Annotated in this window: 17 protein-coding genes and 1 tRNA gene; 7 read left to right on the top strand and 11 right to left on the bottom strand. The window is 58.0% G+C overall.

The window, feature by feature from the left end; translation table 11 throughout:
- Positions 1-8: 8 nt before the first annotated feature.
- A complete protein-coding gene (locus ACR0JF_RS03640; RefSeq protein WP_170640937.1) occupies positions 9-803 on the bottom strand; it encodes a site-specific integrase in 795 nt (264 codons plus the stop codon).
- Positions 804-910: 107 nt separating this feature from the next.
- Positions 911-984 (bottom strand) — tRNA-Cys (locus ACR0JF_RS03635).
- Positions 985-1205: 221 nt separating this feature from the next.
- Here ACR0JF_RS03635 and ACR0JF_RS03630 point away from each other — a divergent pair.
- The 3 genes from ACR0JF_RS03630 (at position 1206) to ACR0JF_RS03620 (ending at position 4214) form a co-directional block, all read left to right on the top strand.
- The gene (locus ACR0JF_RS03630; RefSeq protein WP_170660249.1) at positions 1206-1859 is read left to right on the top strand and encodes a protein-L-isoaspartate O-methyltransferase family protein; all 654 of its coding nucleotides are present in this window, start codon (positions 1206-1208) and stop codon (positions 1857-1859) included.
- A gap of 94 nt (positions 1860-1953) precedes the next feature.
- Positions 1954-3372, top strand: a complete 1419-nt coding sequence (locus ACR0JF_RS03625; RefSeq protein WP_170660248.1) for a TolC family outer membrane protein — start codon at positions 1954-1956, stop codon at positions 3370-3372.
- Positions 3373-3458: 86 nt separating this feature from the next.
- Positions 3459-4214, top strand: a complete 756-nt coding sequence (locus ACR0JF_RS03620) for a hypothetical protein (protein WP_480668891.1) — start codon at positions 3459-3461, stop codon at positions 4212-4214.
- Positions 4215-4218: 4 nt separating this feature from the next.
- Here ACR0JF_RS03620 and ACR0JF_RS03615 read toward each other — a convergent pair whose 3' ends face one another.
- Positions 4219-5676, bottom strand: coding sequence for a cobyric acid synthase (locus ACR0JF_RS03615; RefSeq protein ID WP_170660246.1), 1458 nt, complete (start codon positions 5674-5676; stop codon positions 4219-4221).
- A gap of 60 nt (positions 5677-5736) precedes the next feature.
- On the opposite strand from ACR0JF_RS03615, the gene ACR0JF_RS03610 reads away from it, so the two are divergent.
- On the top strand, positions 5737-6300 hold the full coding sequence (locus tag ACR0JF_RS03610) for a cobalamin biosynthesis protein CobQ (RefSeq protein ID WP_170660245.1): 564 nt from the start codon (positions 5737-5739) through the stop codon (positions 6298-6300).
- A gap of 67 nt (positions 6301-6367) precedes the next feature.
- On the opposite strand, the gene ACR0JF_RS03605 is transcribed toward ACR0JF_RS03610, so the two are convergent.
- Positions 6368-6688: a DUF6280 family protein gene (locus ACR0JF_RS03605; RefSeq protein ID WP_108785849.1), complete on the bottom strand. Its 321-nt coding sequence runs from the start codon at positions 6686-6688 to the stop codon at positions 6368-6370.
- 218 nt (positions 6689-6906) lie between these two features.
- On the opposite strand from ACR0JF_RS03605, the gene efp reads away from it, so the two are divergent.
- A complete protein-coding gene (gene efp, locus ACR0JF_RS03600) occupies positions 6907-7470 on the top strand; it encodes an elongation factor P (protein ID WP_170459112.1) in 564 nt (187 codons plus the stop codon).
- Positions 7471-7526: 56 nt separating this feature from the next.
- Here efp and ACR0JF_RS03595 read toward each other — a convergent pair whose 3' ends face one another.
- The 3 genes from ACR0JF_RS03595 to ACR0JF_RS03585 all read right to left on the bottom strand — a co-directional run bounded on the left by ACR0JF_RS03595 (position 7527) and on the right by ACR0JF_RS03585 (position 10225).
- The gene (locus ACR0JF_RS03595; protein WP_170465832.1) at positions 7527-8462 is read right to left on the bottom strand and encodes an ABC transporter transmembrane domain-containing protein; all 936 of its coding nucleotides are present in this window, start codon (positions 8460-8462) and stop codon (positions 7527-7529) included.
- A gap of 108 nt (positions 8463-8570) precedes the next feature.
- Entirely contained in the window at positions 8571-9308 is a 738-nt protein-coding gene (ygfZ, locus tag ACR0JF_RS03590) for a CAF17-like 4Fe-4S cluster assembly/insertion protein YgfZ (RefSeq protein ID WP_170660244.1), read from the bottom strand.
- A gap of 89 nt (positions 9309-9397) precedes the next feature.
- A complete protein-coding gene (locus ACR0JF_RS03585) occupies positions 9398-10225 on the bottom strand; it encodes a hypothetical protein (RefSeq protein WP_480668890.1) in 828 nt (275 codons plus the stop codon).
- A 103-nt stretch (positions 10226-10328) separates the two neighbouring features.
- Between ACR0JF_RS03585 and ACR0JF_RS03580 the strand changes: the two genes are divergently transcribed.
- Complete coding sequence (locus ACR0JF_RS03580) at positions 10329-11099, top strand: alpha/beta fold hydrolase (RefSeq protein ID WP_170660243.1); 771 nt, start codon at positions 10329-10331, stop codon at positions 11097-11099.
- Positions 11100-11112: 13 nt separating this feature from the next.
- Here ACR0JF_RS03580 and ACR0JF_RS03575 read toward each other — a convergent pair whose 3' ends face one another.
- From ACR0JF_RS03575 to ACR0JF_RS03560, 4 genes are all read right to left on the bottom strand, one after another.
- Positions 11113-11394 (bottom strand): DUF1496 domain-containing protein, encoded by a 282-nt coding sequence (locus tag ACR0JF_RS03575; protein ID WP_170660242.1) that lies wholly within the window; start codon positions 11392-11394, stop codon positions 11113-11115.
- Between the two features lie 460 nt (positions 11395-11854).
- The gene (locus tag ACR0JF_RS03570) at positions 11855-12424 is read right to left on the bottom strand and encodes a hypothetical protein (protein ID WP_170660241.1); all 570 of its coding nucleotides are present in this window, start codon (positions 12422-12424) and stop codon (positions 11855-11857) included.
- Positions 12425-12447: 23 nt separating this feature from the next.
- On the bottom strand, positions 12448-14406 hold the full coding sequence (gene parE, locus ACR0JF_RS03565) for a DNA topoisomerase IV subunit B (RefSeq protein ID WP_170660240.1): 1959 nt from the start codon (positions 14404-14406) through the stop codon (positions 12448-12450).
- A gap of 111 nt (positions 14407-14517) precedes the next feature.
- Positions 14518-15066, bottom strand: coding sequence for an NYN domain-containing protein (locus tag ACR0JF_RS03560; protein ID WP_480668889.1), 549 nt, complete (start codon positions 15064-15066; stop codon positions 14518-14520).
- A gap of 155 nt (positions 15067-15221) precedes the next feature.
- Here ACR0JF_RS03560 and ACR0JF_RS03555 point away from each other — a divergent pair, with 155 nt between their 5' ends.
- Positions 15222-15830 (top strand): peroxidase-related enzyme, encoded by a 609-nt coding sequence (locus ACR0JF_RS03555; protein WP_170660238.1) that lies wholly within the window; start codon positions 15222-15224, stop codon positions 15828-15830.
- Positions 15831-15891: the final 61 nt, after the last annotated feature.

Below are 15891 nucleotides of genomic sequence, written 5' to 3'. Positions count from 1 at the left end.
TGTACCCCTCAGCCGAATAGCATCGCTTCCCATTGCTGGACTATCTCTCGACGCTGTGACAGCCGCTGTGCGCGGTTGTAGGTGCGCGCAACACCACGGGCCGTGGCAGATGCTACATGGTTCAGCAGGCGATCCACATCGGCTTCATTCTCACCCGCTTCGCACAGATGCGTGGCCATGGATCGTCGGATGTCCTGCAGCCGGAACGACAGGGGAATGAAAGCCGACCGAAACCAGCGGCGTTTGAAATGGGCCGTTGTCGCCTTGGTGGCGAACTGATTGGGCATGAGACCACCCAGCACGAACCCCTTTGGACCCAGCGGCACGATGTGGGGCATTCCGTTCTTAGAGGTCGGCAGGTGCATATCCTGACCCCGCAGTCGCGACGGACAGAACCGCATCAGGTCGCTATGTCTCTGGCCCGTCAGGATCAGCAACCGACCGTATTGTGCCCATGCCTGCCCTTGGTACGGCGCGGCCTCATACAAGGCGCGTAGCTGCGCTATGGTCAGCACGTTGTCGCGCGGCTGTTCCTTGCCGCCCATCAGCGTCGGGTGCAGATCGGTCCAACCCAGCGACCGCCCGTATTTCCAAAAGTGGGTCAGGGCGCTGCGATAGCGATTCCTTGTGGCACCGGACCAGCGACTGAGCATGGCCGACATATCAGCAGTCGTGATGGATGACATGTGGTCAGACATGCGCCCAGACAGTACCCGACTCAGTTGGGTGAAGCGTTCCGCACCCGTTTTGATTGTGTCGAGATGTTCGGTCTTATATTGAGTTAGAGCATTGTTGATAAGCATAGGCTTCACCTCAGAATCCGTGTACATGGTCTGATGTGTTGCCCACTGCTCTGTTGCCTCACGCGATTTGCCTTTGTTATCAAGGCTTTCTGTCGCGTCCGCACCTTTGGAGGCGAGTACCGGAATCGAACCGGTGTACACGGATTTGCAATCCGCTGCGTCACCACTCCGCCAACTCGCCTTTTCAAGTAAAATCAAATACTTGCCGTGGTGTGATGGGCGTTTTAGCAGCTTTCATCGGGGGCGTCCAGAGTATTGCCGTCGATTTTGGGCCGCAAATCAACTTTTGTGGGCGGCCGTTCTAAACGGATCGTGAACCAGGCTTGCGGCATCTGGGCCGTTGTCGAGACAGGTCGAGTGTGGCACAAGCCATTTATCCAAGGGATTGAAAAGAGAGATCAGATGTCAGATTTCGCAGCCCGGCGCCGCACCATGGTTGATACGCAGGTACGACCCTCGGATGTGACCAAGTTTCCAATTATCGATGCGATGCTGTCCGTTCCGCGTGAAAGCTTTGTGCCAACTGCACGGCGCGAAGCGGCCTATGTCGAAGGGTTGATCGATCTGGGCAACAGCCGCTGCATTCTTGAGCCGCGCACGCTAGCCAAGATGTTGGATGCGCTGAATATCTCGAATGACGAAATGGTCCTCGATATTGCGTCGGCCTACGGTTATTCGACCGCAATCGCCGCTAGAATGGCGCAGCTCGTGGTAGGCGTCGAATCCGACGAACATCTTGCGTCCGAAGCGCAAAGCGTGCTGACGGAAGAAAACGTCGACAATGCCGTCATTCATGTCGGACCTCTGGAAGAGGGAGCGGCCGAGCATGGCCCTTATGACGTGATTATGATACAAGGCGGTGTCGAACAGGTGCCCGACGCGGTGCTGGACCAATTGAAGGACCAGGGCCGGATCGCCTGTCTGTTTGTGGATGGGAAACTTGGTACGGTTCGCATCGGTCGCAAGGCCGGTGGTGTGGTCAGTTGGCGGGATGCTTTCAACGCCAGTGCGCTGGTTTTGGACGGTTTTTCCCAGGAGTGTGCATTTTCGCTATAGTCCGCTGACTGTTGTTTCCACCACCTTGATTAGTTGAACATAAAGACGCAAACTGCCGGAGAGGCAGCGTAATTTCGATTTGAGAGGATTTGGTATGCGTGGAAAGACAGCGGGAAAGCTGGTCAAAGCGCTTGCAGTGACTGCGGCCATTGCCCTGAGTACTGTTCCCGGACGGGTCGTCTGGGCTGATAACCTGACAGATGCGTTCATCGGAGCGTATAACACCAGCGGTCTGCTGGAACAGAACCGAGCTCTGTTGCGAGCGGCGGATGAAGACGTGGCAATTGCGCTTTCCGCACTGCGCCCGATCATCAACTGGACGGTTCAGGTCAGGCAGGATTACACGAGAACAAGAACTAACTCCGTCAGAACAAGCACCGACCCGTCGCGATTCTTCTCGGGCCTGACGCTCAGCCAGCTTTTGTATGATGGCGGGGCATCGGTGCTGGGCAAACAGTCCGCGCAGGAAACTGTACTGTCCACACGTCAGTCGCTAATTGATATCGAACAGCAAGTTCTGTCCCGGGCCGCAATCGCGTATCTGAGCGTCTTGCTGCAAGAGGAAACGGTTCAGATTCGGCAAAACAACGTTGATCTGTCGAGCGAGGAGCTTCGTGCTTCAAACGACCGCTTTGAAGTGGGTGAAGTCACGCGGACCGACGTGGCGCTTTCCGAGGCGCAGCTGGCCAGTTCGCGCGCGGATCTTGCGGATGCCAAAGGGGATCTCAGCACCGCTCAAGCCGAATATGTGAATGCGGTCGGCAAACTGCCGGGGCGTACAGCTGGGCAGCCGGGGCTTCCGAATCTCCCGCGCTCGCAATCCGAGGCAATCAGCCTGGCGCAGCGCAATCATCCGGCGATTCTATCGGCTCAGCACCAGGTGCGGGCGCTGGATTTGATCGTACAGCAACAACGCGCCAACCTTGGGCCCAGTGTAAGCCTGAACGCGGATGCGGGGGTGACGCAGCGATATGACAATGATGATTACATCAACGACGCCACGGTTTCGCTGAACTTCAACCAGCCGATCTATGCAGGCGGTCGTCTTGCGGCCAACGTACGTCGCGCGATGGCAACCCGGGATTCTTCACGGGCCAATCTGCTGAACGTGCAGAAGAACATCACTCAGGGTGTGACAGATGCCTTTGTCCGGTTCCAGACGGCAACGGCCAGCCTGACGGCCTCGACCGAGCGGGTCCGGGCCTCGCAAGTGGCGTTCGACGGGATTCGCGAAGAAGCAACGCTGGGCGCGCGGACCACGCTGGACGTGCTGACCGCTCAGCAGGATCTTCTGGATGCGCAGTTGGCCGAGGTCGCCTCGCGCACCGAACGGTCTTTGGCAGCATACCAGCTGCTGCAGGCGCAAGGTCTTCTGACGGCTGAACGTCTGGGACTTGCGGTACAGATCTACGACCCGACGCTGTATTACAACCTGGTCAAAAAGGCCCCGGCGCAAGTCAGCAAGCAAAGCAAGGATCTGGATCGCGTTCTCAAAGCGTTGCGGCGGGACTGATCTATACTACTAGTTGTGACGCCCTACGTGTTTGGCTACACTTGGTCTCAAGAATAGAGCGGTAGAGAACAATGTCGGATAGCGTCATGACCTCAGGTATCGAGGATGTACTGTCGTCGGTAAAACGACTGGTGAGCGAAGACGGTCGCAAAGTGTCGGATGCCGATACTGCGACCGCTCCACGCAAGCCGGGCCGATTGGTTTTGACGGACGCGCTGCGCATTGGTAACGCGCCGAAATCCGACCCCCTGAAACTGGATCCCAAATACAGTCCCGAGGATTCGGCCAAGCCGATGCTCCTGCGGGCCTGTGATATTGTTCAGCCGGGCGACGCAGCAAATCACGATGGTGCTGAGGAGGTCGGCGACGAGACCCCTTCGGAAAACCTGTCCGGCAGCCTGAGTGCCAAGATTGAAGCCCTTGAGGCCGCCATCGCACGAACCGAGGACCAGTGGGAGCCGGACGGAGACAGCGACGACGCGTATTCAGGTACGTCCTCGAAAGCATTGCATTGGATACCTGTGCCCTCCTTTGAGGATGAGGATGCCGAGGATGTGGATGCGCCCTCAGGCGAGGCGGATGCCGCGACAGAAGAACCGGCGACATTTGTTCGGCATGGGGACACTCCTAAAGCAGACCCAGTGGAAGACGACGCGTCTGAGGAAACGATCGAGGACGAGATCGGGTTGTCAGCGTCCGAGGAAGAAGCTCTGCGTGAGATGATCGCCGAAGTTGTTCGGTCCGAGCTTCAGGGCGCGTTGGGGGAACGCATCACCCGCAATGTCCGCAAGATGGTCCGGCGCGAGATTCACCGCGCGCTGACCGCCAAAGAGCTGGAATAATCGCTCAGGCCCGCTGCGGCGTCTGAGCAAGCTCCAGCAGCAGATCCAGATCCATATGCTGTTCAAGATGGTCTGCCAGATCATCCAGCGCCTGTTCGACTCCGTCTTCGTATGCGGTTTCGGATGTGACACCCAAACGCGATAGGTATTGCGCGCGGAAGGCATCGGATGAGAAAATCCCGTGCAGATAGCTGCCCAGAATGCGCCCATTGGCACTGGCTGCTCCTTCAGGGCGTCCTTGCACCTCAAGCCAGGCACGTGCGCAATCGGGCCCTTCGGTGCGGCCCATGTGGATTTCGTAACCGCTGACGGGTTCGCGATTGGGCAGGGCGCAAGCCTCGGTCAGGGTCACGTGTTTCTTGCCCGCCATGACCGTGTCAACGTCCAGCAGCCCGAGCCCCTCAACCGTGCCGGGGCGGCCATCCACGCCTTCGGGGTCTGATATCTTTTTCCCCAGCATCTGATATCCGCCACAAAGACCCAGCACATGACCACCACGGCGCACATGCGCGTATAGGTCGATATCCCAGCCCTGCTTCCGGAAATAGGTCAGATCACCGATGGTCGATTTGCTGCCGGGCAATAGCACCAGATCGGCATCACCGGGCAGCGGGCGGCCAGCGGGAATGATCTCGACACTGACGCCGGGCTCAGCCGACAGAGGGTCCAGATCGTCGAAATTGGCCATGCGCTCCAGCTGAGGCACCACAACCTTGCACGCCCCGCCGGTATGAGAGCGGATGTCCATCATATCTTCGGCGGGTAGTTTCCAGGCGTCGTGGAACCAGGGCACAACACCCAGGCAAGGCCAGCCGGTCCGCGCGGCGATATCATCGCGCCCTTCATCAAACAGAGATACATCGCCTTTGAAGCGGTTGACGGCAAAGCCACGGATCATCGCCAGATCGCCCTCGTCCAGCACGGCCTGAGTGCCCACGATTTGCGCAATCACACCGCCCCGGTGGATATCGCCAACCAGCACTACTGGAACCCCGGCGGCGCAGGCGAAACCCATATTGGCGATATCACCTTTGCGCAGGTTGGTCTCAGCCGGGCTACCCGCGCCCTCGATCAGGACCAGATCAGCGTCGCCGCACAGCCGGTCAAAGCTTTCCAGCGCGGCCCCCAGCAGTTTGGATTTGTCCTTGCGATAGTCGCCCGCCTTCATGGTCCCGGCGCGCTGCCCCTGCACGATTATCTGCGCGCCGGTGTCGGTTTCGGGCTTGAGCAGGATCGGGTTCATATCCGTATGAGTCGGGCGTTTGGCCGCGCGCGCCTGCAAGGCCTGGGCGCGTCCGATCTCGCCTCCGTTTTCTGTCACAGCCGCGTTGTTCGACATGTTCTGCGGTTTGAATGGAGCGACCTTCAGACCGCGCCGCGTGAACGCCCGCGCCAACCCGGCAACCAGAACCGATTTGCCGACATTGCTGCCGGTGCCTTGAATCATGATGGCGCGAACCATTGGCGTCTCCTATACGTTGGGGGCAAATGACCTGATTTGACGCCAAAGGGAAAGCCCCAGATGAACACGCCTGCGCATCTTTTGATCGGCGCAGCCACCTTTGCGCGGCCTGCACAGGGGCGCATTCTTTGGGCGGCTGTGCTGGGCTCGCTGTTGCCGGACCTATCGCTGTACCTGATGGCAGGGGTATCGCTGCATATTCTGAACATCCCGCCCCATGTGGTGTTCGATGAACTGTATTTTTCACCGCAATGGCAGACGGTTTTCGCAATCGACAACTCGTTCATCCTGTGGGGGCTGGCGCTGGGGCTCTGGCGGGGATGGCGGGTCCTGACGGTTGCGGCGTCGGCCGGATTATTGCATCTGCTGATGGATTTCGGTCTGCATGCGGGGGACGGGCGCCCTCATTTCTGGCCGCTGAGCGATTGGGTCTTTCACAGTCCGGTCAGCTATTGGGACACGTCGCATCACTCGATTTGGGTCATGCCGGTGTCAATTGCGCTTTGCGTCGGCTCTTATGTCGTGCTTTGGAGCAGGGGGCTGTCGCTGTCCGCAAAGCTCTTCTTTGCGCTGCTGCTGGCGGCCGAGATCTGGGTCGCGCGGCAGTGGATTCTGTTTTTCTAGACAGAGCCAAAGAAAAACGCGCCCCAAAGTCTGGGGGCGCGCTTTTTCGTAGTGAAATCGCCTTGGGTCAGGCGGCTTCGGCTTGTTGGGCGGCGTTGCGACGCTCGCTTTCTTCGCGCGACAGGGCGACGGAAGTCCGCACACCACGGCCAACGAAGTCCATCAGTCCGCTGACAACCCGCTCGTTCGGGTCGATACCCGCGCAGGACAGAACCTCGCGACCGTCGCGCGAGCGGGCCCAGCGGGCGATTTGTTCGGGGCCATTGCCGTATTTCTTGTCATCGGCGATGGCATCATCCAGTGCGGCCAGCACAACAGCCGCGAAAAGTTTACGCGCACGATTGCCTTGCTCATTGTTAAAGGCAGTGCCGTCAACGAAATCTCTCATCTCGTCTTCCTTGTTGTTCTTGCTCTTGCATTTTCGGCGTGACGGTCCTTATGACCTATTAGCTCCGATTCGGATACAGCTAAAATGCATAGTTGCGTTGCGTCATTTGCATGGCTTGCTGCATGTGCAGCACTAGGTGTCGTTGTCTTGTCAGGGATGGTCCTGCCAGATATAGGGACGACAACTGACGCATCAACCGTTTGTGAAGGAATTATGTCATGCCCAAGATCAATGGGAACGAAATTCGCCCCGGCAACGTGCTTGAGCATAATGACGGGCTGTGGGCGGCTGTAAAAGTAGATCACGTAAAGCCAGGTAAAGGCGGTGCTTTTGCGCAGGTTGAACTGCGCAACTTGCGCAACGGGTCAAAACTGAACGAACGGTTCCGGTCTGCGGACAAGGTCGAACGTGTGCGGCTGGAGCAGAAGGATCAGCAGTTTCTGTACGAATCCGACGGCATGCTGGTCTTCATGGATGCTGAGACCTATGAGCAGATCGAACTGCCTGCCGACCTGCTGGGCGAGCGTCGCCCGTTTCTGCAGGACGGCATGACCATCGTGGTCGAGTTCTACGAATCCGAGGCGCTGAATGCCACGCTGCCCCAAAAGGTCACCTGTCAGATCGTTGAGACCGAACCGGTGGTCAAAGGTCAGACGGCTGCGAACTCGTTCAAACCGGCGGTTCTGGACAATGGCGTGAAGGTCATGGTGCCTCCGTTCATCGGTCAGGACGAGATGATCGTGGTGAACACCGAAACCATGGAATATTCCGAGCGCGCCTGATAGCCGCACATTTGTACTCCGAAGAGACCGCGCCAGCCTGCCGCTGCGCGGTCTCTTCATGCGCGGTGGCGATAGCGTGTCGGGTCGGGGCCAAACAGCTCTAACATCAGCTCATATTTGATCCGGTTGGCGCTGACTTGCCGGTAGAAGGCGATCAGGAAGGCCGTCGGCCCCTGAATGCGGCCGAGGCCACTGGTGGCGGCCACAACGGTCCCCACATCGGTTTTGCCTTCAAGCACCAGCCAGCCGCCCAGCATCAATATGCCGACCGTTCCCGCGCCGTTGATCACGCTCAGCAGGAACTTGGCTGAAAGCTTCCACAGAAACATTCGTTTGCGGGTTTCATAGATGTCGTCGAACAGGGCATTGATATCCTGCTCGACCGCGTCAAGATCCTCGGTCGTTAGTTGATCTGTCGCGCTGCGCAGGATGCGGACGCGTTCGGCCACGAAGACATTCACTTTGCGCTGCGAGACCAGAACGATGATGATCTGCGGCACGATCATCGAAAAGGCGATCAGGCCCAGCCCCGGCTGCGTGGATGAGATATAGCCGATGACACTGATCAACGTGCCGATCTGGACCACCGGGTCCGAGAATGCGCCGCCTGCGAATTTGCCCAGCTCCTCCGCCTCGGCCGAGATTGCCGTGGTCATGGTGCCCTTGCGCACGCTCTCGCCGGTTTCGTTGATGTCTGAGGACCGCCAAAGCAGGCGTTGACGGATCAAGCGGATCATGTCCTCGCCCAAAGTACCCGCGCGGTAGCCCAGAACCCATTTCAACGCGAGGCTCAGCAAGATCACCCCCATCATGCCAAGCCCCAGATAGACCAGGCGTTCCGCCCCAACATCGAGCGAGGTCAGATGGTTGACGATTGCGCGTTGAAACTCCAGCGGGACAGCGGCCAGAGCGGCCACGGCCACCGAGAGTAGGATCAGTAGGATCTGACGCCCGGCGCTTGCGCGCCAGATTGCGGAATAAAGTCTGAGCATGCGGGTATCCGGTTCATTCGAATAGCCGCACTGTGGCAGGGCAGGGACCGGGGTTCAAAGGGTCAGCGTTGAGACCGCTTTGGTCACGTGCCGATTGGGCAACAAGTATTAGTCGATCAGACGGATCGTGGCAGCGTCGGCCTGCAAGTCACCGGTTGCCCGATCAAAGCGCAGATAGGCTATGGCGTGGCCGCCCGATTGCGTGAACAGCGTGCCCACCGGCTTGCCATTGGCTTCAATCGCGCTGCCCACAGGGGCTGCCCCGTCGATGGTGACGCGACACAGTCCTTTGCGCAGCTCAGTCTTGTGTTTCATGCGCGCGGTCACTTCCTGACCAACATAGCAGCCCTTTTTGAAGTCGACACCTAGCAGCGGCTCAAATCGGGATTCGAGGATATAGCTGTCGGGGTGCAATTCGATGCCGGTTTCGGGGATGCAATGGCGCACGCGGATTGCGTCCCAATCGGTACCATCATCGCTTTCCGTCGACGCGATGTAAGCCCGCCATCCCAAGTCAGGATGACGCGGGTCAGGCAAGGCGCCCTCTGGCGCAGGCCCGGTGCCGCGCTGCAGGTTCAGATCCGAGACTTCGATCGCCACATCCGCCCGCAGCTTGTACATGCTCAGCCGTTTGATCAGGCCATCCGCCAACGACTCGGCCACGTCCAGCAACACGGCGTCGCCGTCGCGTTTCAGGAAGAAATCGGCCAGGTATTTGCCCTGCGGCGTCAATAGGGCGGAATAGACCAGCCCTGCATCCAGCCCGCTGATGTCATTGGTGATCAGGTCCTGCAAAAAGCTCTCAGTATCCGAGCCGGTCAGGCGCAATATGCGGCGGGTTGGCATGGCGTGGTCCTTATCATCTGCCTCGGCCCCGAGATATAGGGAGTTTTGTGGCTGAGACCAGTGGGTTTCGGCGCTTTGCTACACCTGAACTAACTGTCCGTCTGCGCCTTGCTTGGGCCGTCAGGCGCTGTTTCGGCCACCTCCTGCGGCGCGTCGGGATGCAGCGTTGTGCGCAACTCGACAATGGATTTCCCCAATCGGAAGGGCGCGGCAAAGCTGACGAGGCACAGCGCCACGATCTGTAGAACAAGAATGTGGGCGTTGGCCTGCAGATACTCCCATTCATCTTTCAGCTTGCTGACCTGCTCGATCAGCTCATCGTAGCTTTGGGCGAGGATCAGATAATCTCCGGCAATTGCGGGGACCTTGCGGCGCATATTGTCGATGGCGGTCTGGGTTTCGTCATCCAGCGAGGTGAAGACCAGAAACTGTTCAATATCGAAGGCGTTGGCCTTGGCGGCCATCTCCTCCATCTCGTCCTTGTCTTGTCGTCCGAACAGGAAGTGCAAACCCTGCAGGGGGGCGACCTCATTCGTTACGGCGATGAATAAGGGCAGGTCGGTATTGCTGGCGGTTGAGGCCGAAAGAAACTCGACCTTTTCGCACAAGACACCAGTGTCGGGGTCATAGGCCGGGTCGCAAAACCGCAATCGGAACCGCGCGGCATCGCGGTCAAACGCCGAGGACGCCGCGTATGCCACATCAATCTGCCGATCCAGTCGCGAGCTGTCGGAAGTATAAAGCCCAGCCAGAACGGCCACCAGCGCACCGATCCCGCCGAGGACGACCCAAACCAGATCGGCCAGCTTCCACGCCCTGTGCCCAGCCGGTTTGCGAAACAGAAAGCCCGTTCCGACCGATCCGATCAGGAAGAACAGGATCAGCAGAGGCAATTGGTTTTCGGTCACAAAAGTCATGAGACAAGTTTAAGTGGTCCGCCCCCTCACGCAACAGCGATCACGCGCAGTTGTTTCGTCTTTCAGGATGATCATACTGGGCGGAAATAGGTGGGAGGTTTTGATGACGAAGCATATTGTCCTGATCCACGGCGCATTTGCCGGTCCTTGGTGTATGGAGAGTTACGCCGGTTTCTTCCGTGACCGAGGTTGGACAGTCCACACCCCGGCGCTGCGGTATCACGACGCCGACCCCAAGGCCGAGCCGGACCCGGGCCTGACCGACACAAGCGTCATGGACTATGCGGATGATATCGCGGCGTTGGTTGAAGGGCTCGACAGCAAACCCGTGCTGTTGGGCCACGCCATTGCCGGTGTCGTGGCGCAACAGGTCGCCGCGCGCGGCCTGGCCAGCGCCATTGTTCTGATTAACCCTAACGCGGCCTGGGGCACTCTGCCCGAGACCGACGACGAACGCGCCGTTCCACGTGCGTTGATGGAGGGTGGGGCCTTCTGGAAGCAGCCGATGCGGGTTGATTTCGATCTCATGGCCCCGTTCGCGCTGAATAAGCTGCCCGAGGCGCAACAACACGCGGTCTTCGATCGGCTCGGCCCGGAAAGCGGGCGCGTGATGTTCGAGATGTTCTTCTGGATGTTCGACGACTATCACGCGATGAAAGTGGACATCGAAAAGGTCGATTGCCCCGTGCTGATCGTCTCCGGCACCGAGGACCGAGCCGTGAACCCCAATACCTGCCGCGCGTTGGCGAACCTCTACGGAGACCGTGCGACTTTCATGCCCGCCGAAAACCACGCACATTTCCTGTTCATGGAGCCAAGGTGGGAGGGACCAGCCGCGCAGATCGCGGACTGGCTGGACCAAAAGGCGGGGTAGGGCGGTAGAGCCTTCAGTTGTTGGTGGAGAAGGTGCTCTGAGGTTTCCACTTCAGAGTGCCGTCACTGTCCCGATGGCAACGCAACAGGCGTTCTTGCACGGTTCGGACGGTATCGGTGACGGTGTTGTCGCCGACCATCAGGACGAAGGCGTCCTCGGAATAGGCCAAGCCTTCGTAGTAGCAGAACCGGGTCACGGCCCCATCCGGTATGGGCGATGCAAGGCTAAGCGTTTGCTGCGCGGCGGCGGTCGAGGCCATTACGGCCAGTGTCAGCCCGAGGGTTAGTGTTTTCATGTCGTCCTCCCGTTAGAAATTTTGTTCGTGGTTAAATTGGGTCTTGGACGCTCGGAACCTCAAATGTCATTCTTGGATGACGGATTGAGGGTAAGTGTGAACGGGATCAACAGGTTAGGCAAGGGGGTTGCGAGGTGCCGGGGTGAAGCCCTGAATGCGGTTTTTAGAGATGTGCTGGGCTGTCCCGCAATGCTTGATGGAAAGCACAAAGCACGAGCCCGACGCGCCCCGCCATAGGTGGGCGCAATGGCGGGTTATTTTCTAGATGCATATTCGTTCAAACGTGTCGTTAACGCACTTATGTCTGCCTCATAGTCGGCAACCGCGATGTTCTTTGGCCTAATACAAAAACCACGTTCTCGAACTAACAGAACACCCTTTTCATCTTTGATACCCCAAAGGATATTGCTTAACAGCTGCAACAACTTAACGCCCACGAGGTCTTTGTTTGGTTCGTTTACTACAACCTAAATGAACCAACTACAATGTCCGTTAAGGAAGCAAGGTGAGAGGTGCCGTTTAAAGTATTGTCTATCGACACGATGTTGCCGAGTTGGTAGGTTTTTTGACTATGATGAAACAAGATGCCAGTTTCGAAAATTTCCTTGAAATACTGTTCTTGCTTGAAGTCAGTCGTGCGATCGAACTTGACCACACCGGGAGCGTTTCCGTTCTCACGTAGGAACTGATCAAACTTCATTAAGAGCGTGTTAATTCCAAACTTCAGACGTTTGTCGTGAGGCTGACCTTTAGCAATCACATGTGGAGTAATGTAGCAGCGAGCCTTGCAATGATGCTTAGCAGCTAACCTCAAAACTGCGTTCTTAGCGTCAGTGTGCGCTTGTCGAGTAATATATTTGGATACCCCGCCGGGGGAGAATTTTAGCATGTCTTTTGGCTTGAAACCATACTTCCGACGTATGGCAATCATACCTTTATGGATTTTCAGCAGTTGATCAGATGGGAAAAATACACTGGCGTAAATTAGAAATTCTTTGCTACCGTCTTGATCAGCTTCGTCGGCGTACATGACGTATATTAATTTTCCTTATCTCAAACATCCAGCTCCTCTACAAACCGCGCGTTCTCTTGAATGTATTGGAACCGCAGTTCGGGTTTTTTGCCCATCAGACGCTCAACAAGGTCGCCGGTCTCGCCTGGTTCGTCCTCGTCAATGGTGACGCGGATCAGTTTGCGGGACGCCGGGTCCATCGTAGTCTCTTTCAGGTCCTTGGCGTCCATCTCACCCAGACCCTTGAAACGCGAGACGTCGATCTTGCCCTTGCCGCCCAGACCTTTCTCCAGCCACTCGTCGCGCTCGGCCTCGTCGAGGCAATAGATGCGCTTGGCGCCTTGGGTCAGGCGGTAGAGGGGCGGGCAGGCGAGGTAGAGGTGGCCCGCGTCGATCATGGGGCGCATTTGGGTGAAGAAGAACGTCATCAGCAGCGAGGCGATATGCGCGCCGTCCACATCCGCGTCGGTCATGATGATGATCTTGTCATAGCGTAGATCGTCGACGTTGAACTTGGTGCCGAGGCCCACACCCAGCGCTTGGGTCAGGTCGTTGATCTCGGCATTGGTACCCAGTTTCGAACTGGCCGCGCCCAGCACATTCAGGATTTTGCCGCGCAGGGGCAGCAGGGCCTGCGTTTTACGGTCGCGGCCCATTTTGGCCGATCCGCCCGCCGAGTCGCCCTCGACGATGAATAACTCTGTGCCGTCGCGTGTTGAACTAGAGCAGTCCACCAGCTTGCCGGGGAGACGAAGTTTCTTAGTGGCGGACTTACGTTGTGTTTCCTTCTCGGCCCGTCGGCGCAGACGTTCCTCAGCCCTCAGAATAAGGAAGTCCAGAATAGCGCCGGCGGATTTCGTGTCAGCCGCCAACCAGTTGTCGAAATGGTCGCGGACGGAGTTTTCGACCAGCCGCTGTGCCTCGACCGTGGCCAGACGATCTTTGGTCTGGCCGACGAATTCGGGCTCAGAAATGAAGCACGACACCAGCGCGCAGCCGCCGGTTATCAGATCGTCGCGGGTGATCTGACCGGCTTTCTTGTTGTTGATCAGTTCCCCATAGGCCTTGATACCCTTAAGAACCGCGGCCCAGAAACCGGCGACATGGGTGCCGCCTTCGGGCGTGGGGACGGTGTTACAGTAGGACTGGATGAACCCGTCGCGCGAGGGCGTCCAGTTGATCGCCCATTCGACTTTGCCCGGCGTTCCGAATTTCTCGTTAAAGTCCACGGTTCCGGCAAAGGGCTGCTCGGCATAGGTGGAGGAGCCGTTCATCGTCTCCTTCAGATAGTCCGACAGGCCGCCGGGGAAGTGGAACGTGGCCTCGGTTGGCGTTTCACCGTCATCAATGGCAGATTTCCAGCGGATTTCGACGCCCGAGAACAGGTAGGCCTTGGAGCGGATGGATTTGAACAGCCGCGCCGGTTTGAACTTATGGTGACCGAAGATCTCGGCATCCGCGTGGAAGGTTACGGTCGTACCGCGCCGGTTCGGCGCCGCGCCGACCTTTTCGACTGGACCCAGAGGAACCCCGCGCGAGAATCGCTGCTCGAACAGCGTTTTGTCTCGTGCCACCTGGACGACCATCGAATCCGACAAGGCGTTCACAACCGATGCACCCACGCCGTGCAGACCGCCCGAGGTCTGATAGGCCTTGCCCGAGAATTTACCACCCGCGTGCAGGGTGCACAGGATGACCTCAAGCGCGGATTTTTCGGGGAATTTGGGGTGCGGGTCGATCGGAATACCGCGCCCGTTGTCGCGCACCGTCAGGGCGTAGTCTGCGTGCAGCTCGACCTCGATCCGGTTGGCGTGACCAGCGACCGCCTCGTCCATCGAGTTGTCGAGGATCTCGGCGACCATATGGTGCAAAGCGCGCTCATCCGTGCCGCCGATATACATACCGGGGCGTTTTCGGACCGGCTCCAACCCTTCAAGCACCTCGATCGAGGAGGCGTCGTAGGTGGCGGTCGCGCTGGGCGTCAACAGATCGTCGGGCATCGGTGCTGCTCTTGTTTTTGAGTTTCCCCCATTATGGCAGGTGATGTGGTTCGGGGGAAGAGGGACCCGAGGTCTTGTGGATGGATTGCCTAGATGTCGGCGATTGACATCCTACAAAGACAGCCAAAGCGCCCCATCCCTGTACCCGCCACGCACGGAATATTCCGGTTGCAAAACCGCGCCAAACTCCTCGGCCCAGTCGCGGAAGCGGTCGTTTGATACGACGATTGCCCCATAATCTTTAGCAACTTGCAGCACCAGGGGGTCGGCGGGCGTGCCGCTGGGGGCCACCACGACGCGATCCTCGGGCAGGTTTAACAGATCGGCAAGGGCGTTGTGGTGCAAGTAGCGGCCATTGATCTTGTAGCCCACGTTAGCGTCGAAGACTACGCCGGGCGTTAGACCGGCGACGGTCAGTTTCTCGACTACTTCTCGCACCGTTTCTATGCGAGGCTCGCCATCCTTCCAATGCATGACATTCGATCCATCGACAACAGCCCAGCTACGAGGCTTGCGCTTAAGCAATCGTGCCAGGATCAAAAGCGCACTGGCCATGGCGCAAGGGGCAGCTAGCAAAAGCCAATCGGTAGAAATCAGAGAAAGGACGGCAAAGGCAGTAGCGGCGGAGGATAGAAGTAAAGCAAAAATGAGAATACGCACAGTGGCCTCTGGCAAGGAATCGCGTCTAGGGTGAAGAATCTGGAGGGAGTTCAACCCTTTTGGCATCTGTTTTCAATAGCGGTTGATTGTTTGCCTCAAATGTAGCCAAGCTGTGTGCGACCTAAAATGTTCAAGGAAAAAGGGGCTTCGTTTCAATGAGCTGGATCAAAACCGTGCCATTTCAGGAAGCGACCGGTAAGCTAAAAAAGTTGTATGACCGGGTGACTGGGCCCGACAACAATGTGGACAACATCATGATGGCGCATTCCCTGCGCCCGCATTCGATGGAAGGCCACATGACGCTGTACAAAAACGTGCTGCACCATTCGGCCAACACGATCCCCAAATGGTTTCTGGAGACGCTTGGTGTTTGGGTTAGTGCGTTGAACACCTGTTCCTATTGCGTCGAGCATCACTTCAACGGTCTGCAACGGCTACTGGCCGATCCGCCAAGGGGGGATGCGATCCGCGCGGCGATTGAGGTGGGCGATCCAGAGGCCGCGCCTTTGAACGCGGCGCAGATCGCAGCGATGCACTATGCGCGCAAGTTGACCGAAGCACCCGGCGCCATGGTCGAGGCCGATGTCACAGCCCTGCGCGACGCCGGGTGGGACGACGGAGAAATCCTCGAGATCAATCAGGTCTGCGCCTATTTCAACTATGCCAACCGGACGGTCTTGGGGCTTGGCTGTTCGACCAAGGGGGACGTTCTGGGGCTGTCGCCTAGCAACTCGGACAATCCCGATGATTGGGGGCATCGCTAGGCTGCTCGTCTCGGAACCCCAGGTTTTTTCGTCGAAATTCGTTCCAATTTGATCCCAATCA

It is taken from the genome of Ruegeria sp. BG11 (assembly GCF_056538565.1).
The sequence above is the reverse complement of the archived record's forward strand: the minus strand, read 5'-3'. Positions and strand labels throughout refer to the sequence as shown.

Bases quoted from the DNA above. Each gene is read 5' to 3' on its own strand.
- ACR0JF_RS03640 (WP_170640937.1), bottom strand. From the start codon at position 803: ATGCTTATCAACAATGCTCTAACTCAATATAAGACCGAACATCTCGAC.
- ACR0JF_RS03630 (WP_170660249.1), top strand. From the start codon at position 1,206: ATGTCAGATTTCGCAGCCCGGCGCCGCACCATGGTTGATACGCAGGTA.
- ACR0JF_RS03625 (WP_170660248.1), top strand. From the start codon at position 1,954: ATGCGTGGAAAGACAGCGGGAAAGCTGGTCAAAGCGCTTGCAGTGACT.
- ACR0JF_RS03620 (WP_480668891.1), top strand. From the start codon at position 3,459: ATGACCTCAGGTATCGAGGATGTACTGTCGTCGGTAAAACGACTGGTG.
- ACR0JF_RS03615 (WP_170660246.1), bottom strand. From the start codon at position 5,676: ATGGTTCGCGCCATCATGATTCAAGGCACCGGCAGCAATGTCGGCAAA.
- ACR0JF_RS03610 (WP_170660245.1), top strand. From the start codon at position 5,737: ATGAACACGCCTGCGCATCTTTTGATCGGCGCAGCCACCTTTGCGCGG.
- ACR0JF_RS03605 (WP_108785849.1), bottom strand. From the start codon at position 6,688: ATGAGAGATTTCGTTGACGGCACTGCCTTTAACAATGAGCAAGGCAAT.
- efp (WP_170459112.1), top strand. From the start codon at position 6,907: ATGCCCAAGATCAATGGGAACGAAATTCGCCCCGGCAACGTGCTTGAG.
- ACR0JF_RS03595 (WP_170465832.1), bottom strand. From the start codon at position 8,462: ATGCTCAGACTTTATTCCGCAATCTGGCGCGCAAGCGCCGGGCGTCAG.
- ygfZ (WP_170660244.1), bottom strand. From the start codon at position 9,308: ATGCCAACCCGCCGCATATTGCGCCTGACCGGCTCGGATACTGAGAGC.
- ACR0JF_RS03585 (WP_480668890.1), bottom strand. From the start codon at position 10,225: ATGACTTTTGTGACCGAAAACCAATTGCCTCTGCTGATCCTGTTCTTC.
- ACR0JF_RS03580 (WP_170660243.1), top strand. From the start codon at position 10,329: ATGACGAAGCATATTGTCCTGATCCACGGCGCATTTGCCGGTCCTTGG.
- ACR0JF_RS03575 (WP_170660242.1), bottom strand. From the start codon at position 11,394: ATGAAAACACTAACCCTCGGGCTGACACTGGCCGTAATGGCCTCGACC.
- ACR0JF_RS03570 (WP_170660241.1), bottom strand. From the start codon at position 12,424: ATGTACGCCGACGAAGCTGATCAAGACGGTAGCAAAGAATTTCTAATT.
- parE (WP_170660240.1), bottom strand. From the start codon at position 14,406: ATGCCCGACGATCTGTTGACGCCCAGCGCGACCGCCACCTACGACGCC.
- ACR0JF_RS03555 (WP_170660238.1), top strand. From the start codon at position 15,222: ATGAGCTGGATCAAAACCGTGCCATTTCAGGAAGCGACCGGTAAGCTA.